12 protein-coding genes are annotated in these 19,931 nt (G+C 55.8%); 3 read left to right on the top strand and 9 right to left on the bottom strand.

What is annotated here, in order from left to right; genetic code table 11:
* Nucleotides 1–12: 12 nt before the first annotated feature.
* The 3 genes from glpC to glpA are packed head-to-tail and all read right to left on the bottom strand — an operon-like array spanning nucleotide 13 to nucleotide 4,077.
* Entirely contained in the window at nucleotides 13–1,203 is a 1,191-nt protein-coding gene (glpC, locus tag DAI21_RS12040; protein ID WP_107703197.1) for an anaerobic glycerol-3-phosphate dehydrogenase subunit GlpC, read from the bottom strand.
* Entirely contained in the window at nucleotides 1,200–2,459 is a 1,260-nt protein-coding gene (glpB, locus tag DAI21_RS12045; RefSeq protein ID WP_107703198.1) for a glycerol-3-phosphate dehydrogenase subunit GlpB, read from the bottom strand. The genes glpC and glpB overlap by 4 nt, the downstream gene beginning before the upstream one ends.
* Complete coding sequence (gene glpA / locus DAI21_RS12050) at nucleotides 2,449–4,077, bottom strand: anaerobic glycerol-3-phosphate dehydrogenase subunit A (RefSeq protein WP_107703199.1); 1,629 nt, start codon at nucleotides 4,075–4,077, stop codon at nucleotides 2,449–2,451. Before glpA ends, glpB begins: the two co-directional genes overlap by 11 nt.
* A gap of 256 nt (nucleotides 4,078–4,333) precedes the next feature.
* Between glpA and glpT the strand changes: the two genes are divergently transcribed.
* Nucleotides 4,334–5,686, top strand: coding sequence for a glycerol-3-phosphate transporter (glpT, locus tag DAI21_RS12055; RefSeq protein WP_100779472.1), 1,353 nt, complete (start codon nucleotides 4,334–4,336; stop codon nucleotides 5,684–5,686).
* Between the two features lie 40 nt (nucleotides 5,687–5,726).
* Here the strand turns inward: glpT and yfaE are convergent, their stop codons facing one another.
* From yfaE to ubiG, 4 genes are all read right to left on the bottom strand, one after another.
* Nucleotides 5,727–5,981 carry a class I ribonucleotide reductase maintenance protein YfaE gene (gene yfaE / locus DAI21_RS12060; RefSeq protein WP_015959801.1) on the bottom strand — a complete coding sequence of 85 codons (255 nt, stop codon included), beginning with the start codon at nucleotides 5,979–5,981 and terminating at the stop codon, nucleotides 5,727–5,729.
* Nucleotides 5,981–7,111, bottom strand: coding sequence for a class Ia ribonucleoside-diphosphate reductase subunit beta (nrdB, locus tag DAI21_RS12065; protein WP_100779473.1), 1,131 nt, complete (start codon nucleotides 7,109–7,111; stop codon nucleotides 5,981–5,983). Before nrdB ends, yfaE begins: the two co-directional genes overlap by 1 nt.
* Nucleotides 7,112–7,229: 118 nt before the next feature.
* Complete coding sequence (gene nrdA / locus DAI21_RS12070; protein ID WP_100779474.1) at nucleotides 7,230–9,515, bottom strand: class 1a ribonucleoside-diphosphate reductase subunit alpha; 2,286 nt, start codon at nucleotides 9,513–9,515, stop codon at nucleotides 7,230–7,232.
* A gap of 357 nt (nucleotides 9,516–9,872) precedes the next feature.
* Nucleotides 9,873–10,601 carry a bifunctional 2-polyprenyl-6-hydroxyphenol methylase/3-demethylubiquinol 3-O-methyltransferase UbiG gene (gene ubiG / locus DAI21_RS12075; protein ID WP_100779475.1) on the bottom strand — a complete coding sequence of 243 codons (729 nt, stop codon included), beginning with the start codon at nucleotides 10,599–10,601 and terminating at the stop codon, nucleotides 9,873–9,875.
* 146 nt (nucleotides 10,602–10,747) lie between these two features.
* Between ubiG and gyrA the strand changes: the two genes are divergently transcribed.
* Both gyrA and rcsC read left to right on the top strand, forming a co-directional pair.
* Nucleotides 10,748–13,384 carry a DNA topoisomerase (ATP-hydrolyzing) subunit A gene (gyrA, locus tag DAI21_RS12080; protein ID WP_102104891.1) on the top strand — a complete coding sequence of 879 codons (2,637 nt, stop codon included), beginning with the start codon at nucleotides 10,748–10,750 and terminating at the stop codon, nucleotides 13,382–13,384.
* A 131-nt stretch (nucleotides 13,385–13,515) separates the two neighbouring features.
* Entirely contained in the window at nucleotides 13,516–16,362 is a 2,847-nt protein-coding gene (gene rcsC / locus DAI21_RS12085) for a two-component system sensor histidine kinase RcsC (RefSeq protein WP_100779477.1), read from the top strand.
* Nucleotides 16,363–16,411: 49 nt separating this feature from the next.
* Here rcsC and rcsB read toward each other — a convergent pair whose 3' ends face one another.
* Together rcsB and rcsD are read right to left on the bottom strand one after the other, a co-directional pair.
* Nucleotides 16,412–17,062 (bottom strand): response regulator transcription factor RcsB, encoded by a 651-nt coding sequence (gene rcsB / locus DAI21_RS12090; protein WP_015959795.1) that lies wholly within the window; start codon nucleotides 17,060–17,062, stop codon nucleotides 16,412–16,414.
* Between the two features lie 16 nt (nucleotides 17,063–17,078).
* The gene (gene rcsD / locus DAI21_RS12095; RefSeq protein ID WP_102104889.1) at nucleotides 17,079–19,751 is read right to left on the bottom strand and encodes a phosphotransferase RcsD; all 2,673 of its coding nucleotides are present in this window, start codon (nucleotides 19,749–19,751) and stop codon (nucleotides 17,079–17,081) included.
* Between the last annotated feature and the right edge of the window lie 180 nt (nucleotides 19,752–19,931).

Below are 19,931 nucleotides of genomic sequence, written 5' to 3' on the forward strand. Positions count from 1 at the left end.
GCCCCGGTCTGATTAGCTGAGCGCTTTCGCCAGCAGGGAGATTGGATGTTCACAGCGCAGGCTCGTGGACATCTCGATCTGCCATTTGCAGGTTTCGCAGTCGGTCACCACCAGGTCCGCGCCGCTCTCTTCGATCTGGCGGAACAGCGGCGCACCAATGGCCTGCGACGTCGGGTAGTTTTCGCTTTTAAAGCCGTAGGTCCCTGCAATCCCGCAGCAGCGCGAATCCAGCACCGTCAGTTCCAGCCCCGGAATCAGCCTGAGTAGCTCCAGCGTATAAATCGCCCAGCCCATTTTTTCCATATGACAGGGTGTGTGATACACCACTTTCAGCGGTAATTTCTTCAACGGCAGCGTCTGCCCGCTATCCAGTTTGCGCCAGATAAAACGGGTGGCCAGCTCGATGTGCTCGCGCAAACCGCTGTTATCGACGTCCAGCAGATGCGGATATTCATCCCGCAGCGTAAAGGTGCAGGTGGATGACGTGGCGAGGACCGGGATCCCTTTGTCGACAATCGTTTCGCGCAGGGAGGTGACGTTGTGCCGGGCCTGTTTACGCGCCCGGTCGGTAAAGCCGTTGGCAATCAGCGGCACGCCGCAGCACTTCTCTTTATTCAGCAACTGCACGCCGGTGCCCATTGCATTCAACACGCTGACCAGATCTTTGCCCAACTGCGGGTGGTTATAGTTCACGTAACAGCCGTGGAAGAACGCGGCCTGGTCGGTGTACTGCGCCTGTCTCTCGGCAACGCTTTTATACCAGCGGCGGAAAGTCCCGTGGGAGTATTTGGGCAGAGTGCGGTGATGATCGATTTTGAGCGCCACGTCGAGGAGCTTTCGCACCGGTTTCAGCGAGGTCGCCGCATTCACCAGCGGAGCGAACGGCGTGGAGACGCTGCCCATCAGATCCGTATGGCTCAAAATGGCATCACGAAGGGTCGGTTTTTGCGTACTGTACTGCGCCCGCGCGCGCTGGATAATATCCCCGATTTTAACATCAGAGGGGCAGGCGACTTCACAGCGTTTGCAGTTGATGCAGTATTTCAGTGCGTCGTCGTACAGTGCGCCATCTTTCAGGCGCAGACGCTCGCCGTCCGGCCCGGCCTGTTTCGGCCCCGGGTAGCGCGGATTCACGCTACTCACCGGGCAAACGGTGGTGCAGACGGTGCATTTGATGCAGCTTTCAAAACGGGTATCGTTCATGGTTGTTCTCCCGCTCGCTGGCAAATCTGTTCGGCAACGGCCAGCGCCGTGATGGCGCAGACACCGCCGCCGCAGCCCTGGGCTATCGGGTCAAAACCGCCCAGCACCGAGCCAATGGCGTAAAGATTGTCGATCGCCACGCCGGAAAGCTGCGGGCGCAGATGATCATCGGTGATGACACCGAACTGCTGCCACGGCTGGGGTGTGAAGAAATCGCTCTGATACCAGTCGGCGCGGGAGGCGCTCTGACGCACGTCCAGCCCCATCACCGCCTCGCGGATCCCTTCGCGGGTGCTGATTAACCCGTTACTGAAGAAACTGCCGCTCGCCAGCACCACAAAACGGGCACGCAGCGGAATATCCTCATGGTTTCGCGTCCAGACGGCATGGGCGTTACCCGCTTCAAGTGACACTTTTTTGACTTCATCCCCCGCCATCCAGACGCCGCCCTGAGCGATAAACTGCCGCTGAAGCTGATTGTGCAGACGAATTCCTGGCACAGATGGCGGCAGCGTCGGCAGCAGCCAGAGCGGGCAGGGGAGGCGATCGCTGAGCCAGCGCCACAGACGATTATCCGTCAGGCCAAAACAGGCCGGCATGTACAGGGCATCGACGCCCTGCGCCAGAGGGTGTAAGGCGTCAAAAATCATCGGCCAGTGAACGTCGTTGTCCAGCAGCCGGGCAATATTCACGGCGCGAAACTCGCTGGCGTTATCCCGCAGGACATCCAGCTCCGGCAACTCGATCTCCGCTGTGTCCGCGTGAATACCCTGGTGTCGCAGCGACGCAGCGGCAAGATGGGCCTGAAAATCGAGAAATCCGCTGATGCCAATGACGCAGACGCGCTGGTTCTGGCTGGGGGCGACCGGCACCTCTTCCGGACTGAGCCAGGCGCTGCGCTGGGTGCCGAGCGGCGTGACGCGGGCGTGATTTTGCCCGGCATTGCCCTTTAAGCGCGCGCCGCTGGCGGCGAGCAGGCTTTCGGTTTCTCGCGCGAAGCGGGCAATATTTTCAACCCCCACCCGGCGGTAAGGGTGTTCAGGCGGCAACGCCGCCGGGTTTTGCACCGCCGTGAGCGGATTCTGGACGGGCGAACCGTCGGCCATCGCGCCGAGCAGGTCCAGGGAGCCGGACGAAAAATGCAGCGCGCTTTGACCGCGACTGATAATGGCGCAGCGCTGGCCGCTTTGCGTCAGCTTCAGGCCGCACAGCAGCCCGGCGAGACCGCCACCAATAATCACCGTATCAAATTTCATCGTGCTGCTCCTTTTCCAGTCCGCACAGCCCCTGGTAGACCCAGCGGGTAAATTCGCTTTCGCGCAGCGCATCGCCCCAGGCGACAGGCTGCACCCCTTTCCAGCGCTCATTGAGGAACTCGCTGAGCTGCGTCAGTGATTGCGCGGAGGTGGTGACATTGAAACGCTGTAACAGGCCCGCCGCGCGGCAGGCGCACAGCTCGCCCTGACAGGTGCCCATCCCAACGCGGGTGCGGCGGCGTAAATCGAGCAGGTTGTTAACCGCCAGATTTTCCACCGCATACTGCACTTCGCCCGCAGTGACGGCTTCGCATTCGCACACCAGGCTGCGGCTGAGGCGGCCCTGGCCCAGCCAGACGGGCGTGCGGTCGCCATGGCGGTAGATGGCCGATCCGCGCAGCGGCGCGGGCAGGGAGATGATTTTTTGCAGCGTTTTTTCGGTTGGCTCCTGCGAGCCTGGCAGCGGGCGCTCAGCAGTGGTGCAGGGCTGCGTATTCCCGAGTTTGCGGCACACGGCGTCGGTGGCCCACTGCGCCATCAGCCGGTAGGTCATCAGTTTGCCGCCAGTGATGGTAATGAAACCTTCCAGCCCGTCGCGCGCGGCGTGATCGAGCAACACAATGCCACGGCTGACGTTGCGCCCGCTCGGATCGTCGTCGCTGGCGACCAGCGGGCGTACCCCGGCATAGGCGCGCAGAATGCGGGTTTGCGCCATGACAGGCGCCAGTTTTTCCCCTTCACGCAGCAGGATATCTACCTCTTCGGCGGTCACCCGATTACAGTCGATATCGTTGTAATCAATGTGCGTGGAGGTGGTACCAATCAGGGAGATGGTATCGCCCGGCACCAGGATGTCGGCGTCGGACGGCTTGCGGCAGCGGTTGATGACGTGATTGTTGATACGGTGATCGAGGATCAGCAGCGAGCCTTTCGCGGGGAACATGCGAACGGACAACTCTGCATACTCCGCAATGTGCTGACCCCAGATCCCGGCAGCGTTGACCACCACACCTGCGTACAGCTCACTGTGTTCCCCGTACAGGCGATCATAGACACGCACGCCCCGTACGCAGTCGCCTGCACGGATAAGCCCTGTAACTTCATGCGCGGTCAGAATGGTCGCGCCGTGTTCGCGGGCATCGAGCATATTGGCCGCCGTCAGGCGGAAGGGGTCCACGGTGCCGTCGGGCACTTTCACTGCGCCCAGCAGGGCCGGGTTTACCGCCGGTTCGATGCGCCGGGCAAGCAGAGGATCTATCGCTTCGGCATTGATACCCGCGTTAGTGCAGGCGGTAATAAAGGTTTTCTGAAACGCCAGATCGTCCTCTGGCAGCGTGATAAACAGGCCGTCTGTGGGTTCAATGCAGTGGCGGGCGATGCGTTTGAGGATCTGGTTTTCGGCGATGCACTCGCGCGCGGATTCGTTGTCGGTCACGGCGTAGCGCGCGCCGCTGTGCAATAAGCCGTGATTGCGCCCGGTGGCACCAGTGGCGATATCGTGACGTTCGAGCAGCGTAACGCTTAAGCCTCGCAGGGCGCAGTCCCGCGCCATCCCGGCGCCCGTTGCGCCGCCGCCAATGATAATCACATCGCTATAACTGGGATCGCGGATTGCCATTGTCTTCCCTCATGTTCGTTTTTTACCATTTAGCCACATCAAAAATGTGGTTTGTTTGATTTCGAACACAAACGAGCGCAATTCGAAAATGAAACGTGATTCCGTGCGCCTTTTTGCGCACTGTGTCATATTTCTGTAACAATTCGTGCGTTGATTCACAGTAACAATCATCGTGATTATTTAACATCCCCAACCTCTCTGGAGCTGGGGTGCAGTAAAAGCCCTGGCAATTTACAATATGGCCACGGAGGCTGTTATGCTCAGTATCTTCAAACCTGCTCCGCATCGGGCACGTCTGCCAGAGGCAGAAGTTGACCCGCTTTATCGCCGCCTGCGCTGGCAAATCTTCCTCGGAATTTTCTTCGGCTATGCCGCTTACTATCTGGTGCGCAAAAACTTCGCCCTGGCGATGCCATACCTGGTTGAACAGGGTTTTTCGCGCGGTGACTTAGGTTTCGCGCTATCCGGCATTTCAATTGCCTACGGTTTTTCGAAATTCATCATGGGGTCGGTCTCGGACCGCTCGAATCCGCGCGTCTTCTTACCGGCAGGCCTGATTCTTGCTGCGGCGGTAATGCTGTTTATGGGCTTCGTGCCCTGGGCGACCTCCAGCATCGCAGTGATGTTTGTGTTGTTGTTTATCTGCGGCTGGTTCCAGGGTATGGGGTGGCCACCGTGCGGACGTACCATGGTCCACTGGTGGTCGCAGAAAGAGCGCGGCGGGATTGTGTCGGTGTGGAACTGCGCCCATAACGTCGGCGGCGGTATTCCGCCACTGCTGTTCCTGTTAGGGATGGCGTGGTTTAACGACTGGAAAGCGGCGCTGTACATGCCTGCATTTGGCGCGATTCTGGTGGCGATGATTGCTTTTGCGCTGATGCGCGATACCCCGCAATCCTGCGGCCTGCCGCCAATTGAAGAGTATAAAAACGACTATCCGGACGACTACAGCGAACAGCACGAAGAGGAGCTGACGGCGAAGCAAATCTTCATGAAATACGTCCTGCCGAACAAACTGCTGTGGTACATCGCGGTGGCGAACGTGTTTGTCTATCTGCTGCGGTACGGCATCCTTGACTGGTCGCCAACCTATCTGAAAGAGGTGAAGCACTTCGCGCTGGATAAGTCATCCTGGGCCTATTTCTTGTATGAATATGCCGGGATCCCGGGCACGCTGATTTGCGGCTGGATGTCGGATAAAGTGTTCAAAGGCAACCGCGGTGCAACGGGCGTGTTCTTTATGACGCTGGTGACTATCGCCACGATCGTTTACTGGCTCAACCCTCCGGGAAATCCGGGCGTGGATATGGCCTGTATGATCGTGATTGGCTTCCTGATTTATGGCCCGGTAATGCTGATCGGCCTGCATGCCCTTGAACTGGCGCCGAAGAAAGCAGCAGGGACCGCCGCAGGCTTTACCGGTCTGTTTGGTTATCTTGGCGGATCGGTCGCCGCCAGCGCTATCGTTGGTTACACGGTAGATTTCTTCGGCTGGGACGGTGGCTTTATGGTGATGATTGGCGGCAGCATAATGGCAGTATTGCTGCTGATTGTAGTGATGTTCGGTGAAAAACGTCATCACGCGGAGATGATGCAGAAACGCGGATAAAAAAATGCCCGCGAAAGCGGGCATTTAGTGCGTGCAGGCATTACATCTCGATTTCGATATCGCCTTTTGCCCGGCAACAGCAGGGCAAAATTTCTCCTTCATTGATGAACGCCAGCGGCTCGGTGAGCCAGTCGACCTGGCCTGCCACTAAACGGCAGCGGCAGGAGCCGCAGTAACCGGCGCGACACTGGTATTCGACTTCCACCTGATGCGACTCAAGCGCGACCAGCAAAGAAGGGTGCTCTTCGCGGCACAGAACTTCTGTGCCGGAAAGGCTTAGCGTGACGCGGCTCATCAGAGCTGGAAATCGCTCAGGTCGTCAGTATTGACTTCGGAATCAATCTGACCGACCAGGTAAGAACTCACTTCCACTTCCTGCGGCGCAACCTGGACGTTGTCGGAGACCAGCCAGGTGTTGATCCACGGAATTGGGTTAGAACGCGTTTTAAACGGAAGCTCAAGGCCCACCGCCTGCATGCGGATGTTGGTGATGTACTCCACGTACTGACACAGAATGTCTTTGTTCAGACCGATCATGGAACCGTCGCGGAACAGGTAATCTGCCCACTCTTTTTCCTGCTGAGCGGCCAGCACAAACAGGTCGTAGCACTCCTGTTTGCACTCTTCGGCAATCTCTGCCATTTCCGGATCGTCCACGCCGCTGCGCAGCAGATTCAGCATGTGCTGAGTGCCGGTCAGGTGCAGGGCTTCGTCGCGAGCGATCAGACGGATAATTTTCGCGTTACCTTCCATCAGCTTGCGCTCGGCGAAGGCAAATGAGCAGGCAAAGCTGACATAGAAGCGAATCGCTTCCAGCGCGTTGACGCTCATCAGGCACAGGTACAGCTGTTTTTTCAGGGCGCGCAGATTCACGGTCACGGTTTTACCGTTGACGTTGTGGGTGCCTTCGCCCAGCAGATGCCAGTAGCTGGTCATTTCGATCAGCTCGTCGTAGTAGTGGGCGATGCCCTCTGCACGTTTCTGGATTTGCTCGTTGGTAACGATATCGTCAAACACCACCGCCGGATCGTTCACGATGTTGCGGATGATGTGGGTGTAGGAGCGCGAGTGGATCGTCTCGGAGAACGCCCAGGTTTCGACCCAGGTTTCCAGTTCAGGAATAGAGATCAGCGGCAGCAACGCCACGTTCGGGCTACGACCCTGAATGGAATCCAGCAGCGTCTGATACTTCAGGTTGCTGAGGAAAATGTGCTTTTCATGGTCAGGCAGTGCCTGAAAGTCGATACGATCGCGTGAAACATCCACTTCTTCCGGACGCCAGAAGAAGGAGAGTTGCTTTTCGATCAGCTTTTCGAAGATGTCATATTTTTGCTGATCGTAGCGTGCCACGTTGACCGATTGCCCGAAGAACATGGGCTCTTTGAGCTGGTCGTTTTTCGTCTGTGAAAAGGTGGTATATGCCATTGAAGTGAGTCCTGTAGGAGTGTAATGCCGGAAAGCGCTTTGCGTATCCGGCCTACAACACCTCGAAATTATGTAGGCCGGATACGGCGTTTACGCCGCCATCCGGCAAAAGGCAAAACTAGATCTTACATGCGCCGCTTTCGCAGCCATCGTCCTGGATTGAAGGCGCCATATCATCCTGCGCATCTTCTGCACCGTCACGGGTGTTGTGATAGTACAGGGTTTTCACACCAAACTTGTAGGCGGTCAGCAGATCTTTGAGCAACTGTTGCATCGGCACTTTTCCTGACGGGAAGCGCGTCGGATCGTAGTTGGTGTTGGCAGAGATCGACTGGTCGATAAACTTCTGCATGATACCCACCAGCTGCAGGTAACCGTCGTTATTCGGCATTTCCCACAGCAGCTCGTAGTTATTCCCCAGCGTTTCGTAATCCGGCACGACCTGACGCAGCACGCCATCTTTCGAGGCTTTGATGCTCACGTGACCGCGCGGCGGCTCAATGCCGTTGGTGGCGTTAGAGATCTGCGAGGAGGTCTCGGACGGCATCAGCGCAGAAAGGGTGGAGTTACGCAGACCGTGCGTTTTGATCGATTCACGCAGACCTTCCCAGTCGAGATGCAGCGGCTCGCTGACGATACCGTCCAGATCTTTCTTGTAGGTATCGATCGGCAGAATGCCTTTCGCGTAGGTAGTTTCGTTGAACCACGGGCACGCGCCTTGCTCTTTCGCCAGCTCATTCGAGGCTTTCATCAGGTAATACTGAATGGCTTCGAAAGTTTCATGCGTCAGGTTATTGGCGCTGCCGTCGGAGTAACGCTTACCGTTTTTCGCCAGCCAGTAGGCAAAGTTGATCACGCCAATACCCAGCGTACGACGGCCCATGGCACCGCGTTTTGCCGCAGGGATTGGGTAGTCCTGATAATCCAGCAGGGCATCCAGCGCGCGAACCGCCAGCACAGCCAGCTCTTCCAGCTCGGACAGGCTCTTGATTGCGCCCAGGTTGAATGCAGACAGAGTACAGAGCGCGATTTCACCGTTTTCGTCGTTAACGTCGTACAGCGGTTTGGTCGGCAGGGCGATCTCCAGGCACAGGTTAGACTGGCGCACGGGCGCGATGGCCGGATCAAACGGGCTGTGGGTGTTGCAGTGGTCCACGTTCTGAATGTAGATACGGCCAGTTGAGGCACGTTCCTGCATCATCAGAGAGAACAGGTCCACCGCTTTGACGCGCTGTTTGCGGATGCTGTCGTCGTTTTCGTACTGGGTATACAGACGCTCGAACTCATCCTGATCGGCGAAGAACGCATCGTACAGGCCTGGGACGTCGGACGGACTAAACAGGGTGATGTCCTGGCCTTTCAGCAGGCGGGTATACATCAGTTTGTTGATCTGAACGCCGTAGTCCATGTGACGAACGCGGTTGCCTTCAACGCCACGGTTGTTTTTCAGAACCAGCAGGCTTTCTACTTCCAGATGCCACATTGGGTAGAACAGCGTGGCTGCACCGCCGCGAACGCCGCCCTGAGAGCAGGATTTCACTGCGGTCTGGAAGTGTTTGTAGAACGGAATACAGCCGGTATGGAACGCTTCACCGCCGCGAATTGGGCTACCCAAGGCACGAATACGGCCCGCGTTGATACCGATACCGGCACGCTGGGAGACGTATTTCACAATGGCGCTGGAGGTGGCGTTAATGGAATCCAGGCTGTCGCCGCACTCGATCAGAACGCAAGAGCTGAACTGGCGAGTTGGGGTGCGCACGCCAGACATGATCGGCGTAGGCAGAGAAATTTTAAAGGTAGAAACCGCATCATAGAAACGCTTCACATAGCTCAGGCGAGTTTCACGCGGATAGCCGGAGAACAGGCATGCGGCGACCAGAATGTACAGGAACTGCGCGCTTTCGTAGATTTCACCCGTTACGCGGTTCTGAACCAGGTATTTGCCTTCGAGCTGTTTGACCGCGGCGTAGGAGAAGTTCATGTCACGCCAGTGATCGATAAACCCGTTCATCTGCTCGAACTCTTCTTCCGTATAGTCTTCCAGCAGATGCGTGTCGTATTTGCCCAGCTCAACCATTTTGACCACGTGATCATACAGCGCTGGCGGCTCAAACTGGCCGTAGGCTTTTTTACGCAGATGGAAAATGGCAAGACGTGCTGCGAGATACTGATAATCAGGCGCTTCGCGGGAGATGAGGTCAGCAGCCGCCTTGATGATGGTCTCGTGGATGTCAGAGGTTTTGATGCCGTCGTAGAACTGAATGTGAGAACGCAGCTCAACCTGGGAGATAGATACGTTATTCAGTCCTTCTGCTGCCCAGTCGAGAACTCGATGGATTTTGTCGAGATTGATACGCTCAGTGGTACCGTCGCGCTTTGTCACCAGCAGACTCTGATTCATGTGGGTTTTTACCTGTCCGTGAATTACCGTGAAATAGAAATATCCCCCGCTTATCCACAGAATGGTCTTGTGACTAACTCTGTGGATAAATACTACATGTAGGGGTTTTGCGATTAAAAGAACGCTATATGGTGAGTATTCTAGTATCGAATCATTTCAGTACAAGGGTTGATTTTGAGGTTAAATTGAGGTTGTGAAAGGGTAAAAAAGCCTAAGTCCTCGTGCTGTAAGGCCTGGACGACATGTCAATAATTAAGAAAAAAAATTCAAAATTTGATCGAGTGCTGATTTCTTCAACGAGAGGTCAAAATTGCGCAACATGACGCCGCGCAATCTTTATAAGAATAGTTGATGACGTTAGTCGTTTTTTGCGGTTGTGTGCAACATGTAGTTAACATCTACACCCGGCGCGAGTTTGAATTTGTCCGTTAGCGGATTGTAGTGCAAGCCAGTGATGTGCTGCTCTTTAAGCCAGGTACCGTCGACCCAGCCTAATAATTCAGCCGGTTTGATAAATTTCTTCACGTCATGGGTGCCTTTTGGCACCATGCGCAGGACATATTCCGCCCCTACGACCGCCATCAGCCACGCCTTGCCGTTACGGTTGATGGTCGAGAAGAAGACCTGTCCACCGGGTTTGACAAGCGCAGCGCAGGCCTTGACCACCGACTGCGGGTCAGGAACGTGCTCTAACATTTCCATGCAGGTGACCACGTCATACTGATGGGCGTGCTTCGCCGCGTGCTCTTCGACCGTCTCTTGAACGTAATCCACCTGAATACCGGTTTCTAACGCATGCAGACGCGCGACCTGTAATGGCTCAAAGCCCATATCCAGCCCGGTGACCGTAGCCCCTTCGCGCGCCATGCTCTCTGCCAGAATGCCGCCGCCACAGCCGACATCGAGCACGTTTTTACCGAACAGACCGCCGGAACGCTCCGCAATATAGCCCAGACGCAGCGGGTTAATACGGTGCAGAGGTTTGAACTCACCTTCGAGATCCCACCAGCGGGATGCCACCGCTTCAAATTTGGCGATCTCTTCGTGGTCGACGTTGTGAGCTACCGGGGATTTTTCGGCATTCATGGGCGCTTTTACTCCTTATTTCGCAAGAGGATCGAGTATATCAGGCTCTCCCCGCGAATAAAGCATACAGGTTTACCTGTCTCATAGCGGTTGTGTTATAATTTGCGACCTTTGAATCCGGGACACAGTAGAGGGATAGCGGTTAGATGAGCGACCTTGCGAGAGAAATTACACCGGTTAACATCGAGGAAGAGCTTAAGAGCTCCTATCTGGACTATGCGATGTCGGTCATTGTTGGCCGTGCGCTGCCAGACGTCCGAGATGGCCTGAAGCCGGTACACCGTCGCGTACTTTACGCCATGAACGTATTGGGCAATGACTGGAATAAAGCCTACAAAAAATCTGCCCGTGTCGTTGGTGACGTAATCGGTAAATACCACCCTCATGGTGATACCGCCGTTTATGACACTATCGTGCGTATGGCGCAGCCATTCTCCTTGCGTTACATGCTGGTAGATGGCCAGGGTAACTTTGGTTCTGTCGATGGCGACTCCGCGGCGGCGATGCGTTATACGGAAATCCGTATGTCGAAAATCGCCCATGAGCTGATGGCCGACCTGGAAAAAGAGACGGTAGATTTCGTCGATAACTACGACGGCACCGAGCGCATCCCAGACGTGATGCCGACCAAGATCCCGAACCTGCTGGTGAACGGTTCTTCCGGTATCGCCGTCGGTATGGCCACCAACATTCCGCCGCACAACATCACGGAAGTGATCAACGGCTGCCTGGCCTTTATTGACGATGAAGAGATCAGCATTGAAGGGCTGATGGAACACATCCCTGGCCCGGACTTCCCGACTGCCGCCATTATCAATGGTCGTCGCGGTATCGAAGAAGCGTACCGTACCGGTCGTGGCAAAATTTATATTCGTGCCCGCGCGGAAGTGGAAGCTGACGCGAAGACGGGTCGCGAAACCATTATCGTCCACGAAATTCCGTATCAGGTGAACAAAGCGCGCCTGATCGAGAAAATCGCGGAACTGGTAAAAGATAAACGCGTTGAAGGTATCAGCGCGCTGCGTGACGAGTCTGATAAAGACGGTATGCGCATCGTGATTGAAATCAAACGTGACGCGGTGGGTGAAGTTGTTCTTAACAACCTTTACTCCCAGACGCAGCTCCAGGTTTCCTTCGGTATCAACATGGTGGCACTGCACCATGGTCAGCCGAAGATCATGAATCTGAAAGAGATTCTGAGCGCGTTCGTGCGTCACCGCCGTGAAGTGGTGACTCGCCGTACTATTTTCGAACTGCGTAAAGCACGCGATCGTGCCCACATCCTCGAAGCGCTGGCTGTTGCGCTGGCTAACATCGACCCGATCATCGAACTGATCCGTCGTGCGCCAACGCCTGCCGAAGCGAAAGCGGGCCTGGTTGCCCGTCCGTGGGAGCTGGGTAACGTCGCGGCCATGCTGGAACGCGCTGGCGATGATGCTGCGCGCCCTGAGTGGCTGGAGCCAGAGTTCGGCGTGCGTGACGGTCAGTACTATCTGACCGAACAGCAGGCACAGGCGATTCTGGATCTGCGTCTGCAGAAACTGACTGGCCTTGAGCATGAAAAACTGCTCGACGAGTACAAAGAGCTGCTGGAGCAGATTGCTGAACTGCTGCATATCCTCGGTAGCGCAGATCGTCTGATGGAAGTGATTCGTGAAGAGCTGGAACTGGTCCGCGATCAGTTTGGTGATGAGCGTCGCACTGAGATCACCGCCAACAGCGCGGATATCAACATCGAAGATCTGATCAACCAGGAAGATGTGGTTGTGACCCTGTCTCACCAGGGCTACGTGAAGTATCAGCCGCTGACCGACTACGAAGCACAACGTCGTGGTGGTAAAGGCAAATCAGCTGCACGTATTAAAGAAGAAGACTTTATCGACCGCCTGCTGGTGGCCAACACCCACGATACGATCCTCTGCTTCTCCAGCCGTGGCCGTCTGTACTGGATGAAGGTCTATCAGCTGCCGGAAGCGAGCCGTGGGGCGCGTGGTCGTCCAATCGTCAACCTGCTGCCGCTGGAGCCGAACGAACGCATCACTGCGATTCTGCCGGTCCGCGAGTACGCAGAAGGCGTAAACGTCTTTATGGCGACCGCCAGCGGGACCGTGAAGAAAACCGCGCTGAAAGAGTTCAGTCGTCCGCGTTCTGCCGGCATCATTGCCGTCAACCTGAACGAAGGCGATGAACTGATCGGCGTGGATCTGACCTCCGGTACTGACGATGTCATGCTGTTCTCTGCCGCCGGTAAAGTGGTGCGCTTCAAAGAGAGCGCCGTGCGCGCGATGGGTCGTACCGCGACCGGTGTTCGCGGTATCCGACTGGCAGGCGAAGACAGCGTTGTTTCCCTGATTATTCCACGTGGCGAAGGGGCAATCCTGACCGTGACGCAGAATGGTTACGGTAAACGTACGGCGGAAGGGGAATACCCAACCAAGTCTCGCGGTACGCAGGGCGTTATCTCCATTAAAGTCACCGAACGTAACGGCTCCGTTGTCGGCGCGGTACAGGTTGATGACTGCGATCAGATCATGATGATCACCGACGCAGGCACCCTGGTGCGTACCCGCGTGTCTGAGATTAGCGTTGTGGGTCGTAACACCCAGGGCGTGATCCTCATCCGTACAGCGGAAGACGAAAACGTGGTCGGCCTGCAGCGTGTTGCAGAGCCGGTGGATGACGAAGAGCTCGATTCCATCGACGGAAGTGTGGCAGAAGGCGATGACGAAATCGCGCCGGAAGCTGACACCGACGACGATGCGGCTGATGATGCCGAAGAGTAATGTCTCCTGACAGAAAAAAGGGCCGGATTCCGGCCCTTTCTTTTTTGCAGACAAGCGAACATTGCGGCAAGCGGCGTTTACCGCTACCTTAACCACATTCTTTTTGACCCTGATGGCGGAGCTTCGCCCCCTTGAAATACCTCGTCTCCTTTCGTACCACGCTTAAAGTCTCTCGCTATTTATTCCGGGCGCTGGCGTTATTGCTCTGGTTACTGGTCGCGCTGTTTTCGGTGTTTTACATCGTCAACACGCTGCACCAAAAGGAGTCCGAGATCCGTCAGGAGTTCAACCTAAGCTCCGATCAGGCCCAGCGCTATATCCAGCGCACGTCCGACGTGATGAAAGAGCTGAAGTACATTGCGGAGAACCGTCTGACGGCGGAAAACGGGATTATGGCGTCCCGCGGGCGCGACGATAAATCGGAAGTCCCGGACTTTGAGCCGTTGTTCCCGGATTCCGACTGCTCGGCGATGGGCAACTCCTGGCGAGGCTCTCTCGAATCGCTGGCCTGGTTTATGCGCTACTGGCGCGATAATTTCTCTGCGGCCTACGATCTTAACCGCGTGTTCCTCATCGGTAGCGAAAACCTTTGCATGGCCGATTTTGGCCTGCGGGATATGCCCGTCGAGCGCGAGGATGCGCTGAAAAAGCTGCACGAACGTATTCTCAAATACCATAACGCCCCTCAGGATGAGCGCGGCAACAATATTTTCTGGATTAGCCAGGGTCCGCGTCCAGGCGTGGGCTATTTCTATGGCCTGACGCCGGTCTATCTGGCTAACCGCCTGCAGGCGCTGCTGGGCACCGAACAGACGATTCGCATGGAGAACTTCTTCACGCCGGGCAGCCTGCCGATGGGCGTGACCATTCTCGATGAAAATGGCCATAAGCTGATTTCACTCACCGGTCCTGAGGATCGTTTAAAAGTCGATCCGCGCTGGATGCAGGAGCGTTCCTGGTTTGGTTATACCTCGGGGTTCCGCGACCTGGTGCTGAAGAAAAGCCTGCCGCCGTCTTCACTGAGTATTGTCTACTCCGTGCCGGTCGATATGGTGCTGGAACGCATCCGGATGCTGATCCTCAACGCAATCCTGCTGAACGTGCTGGTAGGCATTGCGCTGTTTACGCTGGCGCGGATGTATGAGCGCAAGATTTTCATTCCGGCAGAGAGCGACGCCCAGCGGCTGGAAGAGCACGAGCAGTTCAACCGCAAAATCGTCGCTTCGGCGCCCGTCGGCATCTGTATTCTGCGCACCCAGGACGGAACGAATATTCTCAGTAATGAACTGGCGCATAACTATCTGAACATGCTGACGCACGAAGACCGGCAGCGGCTGACGCAAATCATCTGCGGGCAGCAGGTCAATTTTGTCGATGTGCTCACCAGCAACCACACGAACCTGCAGATCAGTTTTGTTCACTCGCGCTATCGCAACGAAAACGTGGCGATTTGCGTGCTGGTGGATGTCTCCTCGCGCGTGAAAATGGAAGAGTCTTTGCAGGAAATGGCGCAGGCGGCAGAACAGGCCAGCCAGTCGAAATCCATGTTCCTCGCCACCGTCAGCCATGAGCTGCGCACGCCGCTGTACGGCATCATCGGTAACCTCGATCTGCTGCAAACCAAAGAGCTGCCGAAGGGCGTCGACCGTCTGGTGACGGCGATGAACAACTCGTCGAGCCTGCTGCTGAAAATTATCAGCGACATTCTTGACTTCTCCAAAATTGAATCTGAGCAGCTGAAAATCGAGCCGAGCGAGTTTTCGCCGCGTGAGGTGATGAACCACATCAGCGCTAACTATATGCCGCTGGTGGTGCGCAAACAGCTGGGACTTTACTGCTTTATCGAGCCGGATGTGCCGGTGACATTGCAGGGCGACCCGATGCGCCTGCAGCAGGTAATTTCCAACCTGCTGAGCAATGCGATCAAGTTTACCGACATCGGCTGTATCGTCCTGCATGTTTCCCGCGCCGGGGATTATTTGAGTATTCGCGTTCGCGACACGGGGACCGGGATCCCGGCCAAAGAGGTGGTCAAACTGTTTGACCCGTTCTTCCAGGTGGGAACCGGCGTACAGCGTAACTTCCAGGGCACAGGCCTTGGGCTTGCGATTTGCGAGCAGCTGATCAGCATGATGGACGGCGATATCTCGGTGGACACCGAGCCGGGTATGGGCAGCCAGTTTACGATTCGTATTCCGCTCTATTCGGCGAAGTATCCGGTGAAAGCCCCGGCGGATGGCTTGAGCGGTAAAACAATCTGGCTGGCGGTGCATAACGCCTCGCTCTATACCTTCCTCGAGTCGATGCTGACCAACCGTGGCCTTCACGTGATGCGCTACGAGGGGCAACCCGCCGATGCCGACGACACGCTGATTACGGACGTAGAGCTGGACCCGTCCTGGAAAGGCAGAGCCGCGATTATCTTCTGTCGTCGTCATATTGGTATTCCGCAGGAGCGTGTGCCGGGAGAGTGGACGCACAGCGTCGCCACGCCGCACGAGCTGATGCATCTGCTGGCACATATCTATCGCGTTGAAGTGGATGAGCGCGACGGCGTGAGAGCGCTGCCGTCGCCGGACTCTTCCGTCGCAATGAATGACGATATGATGATACTGGTGGTCGACGATCATCCGATTAACCGGCGTCTGTTGGCCGATCAGCTCGGATCGCTGGGATATCAATGTCTGACGGCCAACGACGGCGTCGATGCGCTTAACGTGCTCAGCAAAAATCATATTGATATTGTGCTCAGCGACGTCAACATGCCGAACATGGATGGCTATCGCCTGACGCAGCGTATCCGCGAGCAGGGGCTGACTCTGCCAGTGATTGGCGTGACGGCGAATGCGCTGGCCGAAGAGAAGCAGCGCTGCCTGGAGTCGGGAATGGACAGTTGTCTGTCGAAACCGGTGACGCTGGATGTGATCAAGCAGACCCTGACGGTCTACGCGGATCGCGTGCGCAAAAACAGGGCGTAAAAAAACCCGGCTAGCGCGAGCGCTGCCGGGTTTTTTAAGCGAAGAGCAATCAGTCTTTGTCGACCGCGCTCAGCGTCACAGAAGAGAGATAGTTCAGCAGGGCGATGTCATTTTCAACACCCAGCTTCATCATCGCCGATTTCTTCTGGCTACTGATGGTTTTAATGCTGCGGTTCAGCTTCTTGGCAATCTCGGTGACCAGGAAACCTTCCGCGAACAGGCGCAACACTTCGCTCTCTTTCGGGGACAAACGCTTGTCACCGTAACCACCGGCGCTGATTTTCTCCAGCAGACGGGAGACGCTTTCCGGGGTAAATTTCTTGCCTTTCTGCAGGGCGGCAAGCGCTTTCGGCAGATCGGTTGGCGCGCCTTGTTTCAGCACGATCCCTTCAATGTCGAGTTCCAGCACGGCGCTTAAGATCGCCGGGTTGTTGTTCATAGTCAGAACAATGATCGAAATGCTCGGGAAGTGGCGCTTGATGTATTTGATAAGCGTGATCCCATCGCCGTATTTATCTCCCGGCATGGAGAGATCGGTGATGAGGACATGGGCATCAAGTTTCGGGAGGTTATTGATAAGTGCTGTAGAGTCTTCAAATTCACCGACAACATTCACCCACTCGATCTGTTCAAGTGATTTGCGAATACCGAACAGTACAATCGGGTGGTCATCGGCAATAATTACGTTCATATTGTTCATGTATAAGGCTACCTTGCTACAGCAAGCTTTTGACGTAGGCGTCAATGTCGCTGATGTATTTTTCTGTGCCAGAAGCATCCTTCTCGCGAATAAGATGTTCCAGCGTTTCACATAACTGCTTGCCCGGAACCAGATTAAGCATGGCAAACACCCCTTTAAGCCGGTGTGCTGTCTGCGCCAGCGCCGCGAAATCCTTCGCAGCGGACTCAGTATACAACCGCTTAACATCATCTGGTACTGTATCTACAAAGAGGGAATAGTATCCGCTGGCATGGAGTTCGGCATTTTCATCGCCACCCAACGGGGACTCCAGGATCTCTTCTTGTGCCAGCTGTTCCTCTATTAGTTGTAGTACAGCTTCCTGCATCGCATTGCTCATATTGAAGTTGACGCGCATCTGGCCGGGGCCGATTTTGCGCACGCCAGACTCATCATCGCTTAAAAGCAAGCCCGAGGCAGTAAGATTAGACGGATTATCAGTTAAAAACAGATCATATTCTTGACTTGTGAGCCTGTCGTCCGGGGTGATGCAGGACGCGCCCCAGTTTTCCAGCTGACGAACCACAATGTTGCGGATCTCGTTCGAGGTCACATCCACCATGATCACCACATCATCCAGCAGACGCTCTTCGTCCTCTTCCTCTGGGGTCGCGGCCATTTTGACGTGCAGGGAATAGCGCGTACCAAGGGACTCGCGGGCTTTGATATTCAGGTGCCCGCCCAGTTTACGCGCCAGCTGATCGCACAGCCAGAAGGTGAGGGGATTGGCTTTGCCGTAGTTGTCGCTCTGAGTATCGTTGAGGAACGGGAAGTGCAGATTGTCGACTTCGCTCAGCGTCACGCCTTCGCCCGTATCCAGGATACGGATCGTCAGGCGGTCTTGAGCGGATTCGTCTGCGCTGACTTCCAGCGTAATTTTGCCGATTTGAGTGGTGGTGACGGAGTACTGAATCAGCATCAGCACGATGCGGCGTAGGGCATCGCGGTCGCCGTGGCGTTTATCGTTGGCGGGTAGATGGTTGTTAATCAGCAGCTGCAGCCCTTTACGCTTAATCACCGGCAGGACTTCAGGCACCACTTCGTTGATCAGATCCTGAATCGAGAACAGGGTAGGGTTCCCTCTCCAGGAGTCGTTTTCCAGCATGTTAGCCAGCTGAATTTCATCCACCATCCGCACGAGCGTATCCGCCTGAGTGGCAAGCTGATGGCTTTCTGGCGTGCTGATATTCGCGGCCTGGCTCGCCAGCGCTTTCAGCGGACGCTTAAACGCATCGCTGATGTTTTGCATAAAGACCGCGCGGCCCTGCTGGTTCTTCTCATACAGCCGCTGGGCCTGCTTGAGTTTCTTGTTCACCAGCACTTCACGGTCCTGATCGCGGATGATAAAGATTTGGGTGCGGGAAGCAACCTGGCTGCGGAACTGACGAATTTCATACAGTTCATTATTAATGGTGGCCTGAATGACGCCCTGGTGCTGATCGGCCATCGCCGTGATGTTCTGCAAATTCAGGTGTGGCAGAAGATGATCGGCAATCTTGTTGCTCATAATGGTGCGATTGGCTTCCTGGTCATGCACCAGCAGCCCGAGCGGGAGGATGGAGACAATCTCCTCATTCAGCGCCCGCAGGACGCGCAGTTCGTTGCCTGAGCCGGATGACGACACGCTTTCGCTTTGACGGCCAGGCTGGAAGCGGAAGGTGCTGTAGCCAAACAGCGCCAGCGCCAGCAGGCCGATATTCAGCAGCAGCGGCAGGAGAATATTTTGCAGAGTATCCAGCAGTAATGTACCAAACGGCACCTGCCAGACCAGGCGCATCCCGGTGGAGTTCAGCGCAGAGGCGATCTCAATCTTCGAGCCATTGAACGTAATGGTGGCACTCTCCGGGCCCTCTTTCTTATCGGCTGATGCGCGCAGATTTTGTGCGGAGCTGTCTGGCTCCAGACGGAAACTGTCCAACGGCATGTCAGGCGGGATCAGATCGTTAATCGGCAAATCAAAGGCCACGACGGTCGCCAGATGTCCCGGCTGGTTAAAGGTGGTGCGCAGGGTAAAGTAATGCCCGTTCTGCCACGCCAGGCGGCGCAGAGAGGAGAAACTTTCGCGCTCATCCAGGGCGTTGGCCTGCTGGAGCATTTCGGCGCGACGGGAATCGACGATCGAGCCGATGGTGGACTCTTTAAACCCGGACGAGAGATCTTTCAGCGGTAGCGTGGAGATCAGGATCATGCTGTTATCCTGACCGTTGAGATAATACATCGACCACGGCACTGTTTCTGCGCCCCACAGCGTGTCGAGATAGGTCGACATCCGCTGGGTCATCTCAAGCGTGGCGCTATCGTGCGAACCAAAAATCAGGGCCTCGGTTTTACGGCGCGTTTTTTCGAGGTAATACACGTCCTGCTTAAGACGCGTCTCCTGCAGATTCTCACCCGACGAGGTTCCCGGTGCGGCGGCAATGTTGTCATAAATCTGCCAGGTGGCGTAACGCCAGGTATCAATGCGCTTATGCACCGCGTGGGTGATATCAACAATCTGGTAGCTCCTGTCCTTCAGCCAGGTATTGACCGCGCTCTGCACCATCACTCCCATCGTCACCAGCAGCACAATGATTAAGAGAAGGAAGAAGCGGGTGATGCTCCCCGGAAGGAGGGAGAACTTACCTGTTGCTGTGGTTTCAGACTGACTCATTGATATGTTTAACCCGATATGGCCGCACGTAAGGGGGAGTGGGCAGTATAAAGGGTAATACCTGAATTTCCAGCATCGTAGCCAGAGCAGACGGGACTTTTTCGACTTTAAATAGCGCAGGGCGAGGCAGATTTAAAAGTGTACAAACGCGATCGGATTGTACAAATAATTGGCAATGAA

The organism is Lelliottia sp. WB101 (assembly GCF_003051885.1).
Taxonomy (GTDB): domain Bacteria; phylum Pseudomonadota; class Gammaproteobacteria; order Enterobacterales; family Enterobacteriaceae; genus Enterobacter; species Enterobacter nimipressuralis.